Origin of the sequence: Streptococcus mitis (assembly GCF_003944325.1) — a bacterium.
In the GTDB taxonomy this organism is placed as follows: Bacteria; Bacillota; Bacilli; order Lactobacillales; family Streptococcaceae; genus Streptococcus; species Streptococcus mitis_CW.
The window spans coordinates 1-780 of the sequence record NZ_RJPX01000100.1 but is presented as its reverse complement, the minus strand read 5'-3'; the positions used below and the strand labels follow the sequence as shown (position 1 = coordinate 780).

At 41.7% G+C, this 780-nt stretch carries 1 protein-coding gene; it reads left to right on the top strand.

Annotated elements, in window-relative coordinates; genetic code table 11:
* Positions 1-780 (top strand): SspB-related isopeptide-forming adhesin (locus D8787_RS11285; RefSeq protein WP_398575348.1); only part of this gene is annotated, 780 nt, incomplete at both ends.

Genomic DNA, 780 nt, shown 5'->3' with positions numbered 1-780 from the left:
AAGGCCCCATCAGGTGTACAAGAAGCTCTTAAATCAAGCAACTTCAAACCAAAAGGAGCTATCCAAGTGTTTGAGGCAGAGAATCCAGAAGAGTTCTACAAGACCTATGTGCAAGCTGGAGAAGTTCTGACGATTACCAATCCAATGACTGTTAAGAAGGAATTGGGTCAAACAGGTGGTAAGTATGAGAATACAGCTTATCAATTAGACTTCGGTAGTGGCTACCAGACCGATAAGGTAGAGAATAATGTTCCTACTGCGAAACCAGGTAAGAAGAATCTGAACAAGGCAGGTGTGAACATNGGTGGTAAACAGGTCTTGGCAGGCTCAGTCAACTATTACAAGGTAACGGCAGATTATAGCCAATACAAGGGCATTGAAGCAGATAAAGATCGTATTGCCAAAGGGTTCTATATCGTTGATGATTACCCAGAAGAAGCTGTTACAATCAATCAAGATGGTGTTCAAGTAACGGATTCTAAAGGGCAAGTGGTCAAAGGGTTGAAAATGGCTCTTTATGAAAGTCTAGAAAAGGCCCCATCAGGTGTACAAGAAGCTCTTAAATCAAGCAACTTCAAACCAAAAGGAGCTATCCAAGTGTTTGAGGCAGAGAATCCAGAAGAGTTCTACAAGACCTATGTGCAAGCTGGAGAAGTTCTGACGATTACCAATCCAATGACTGTTAAGAAGGAATTGGGTCAAACAGGTGGTAAGTATGAGAATACAGCTTATCAATTAGACTTCGGTAGTGGCTACCAGACCGATAAGGTAGAGAATAAT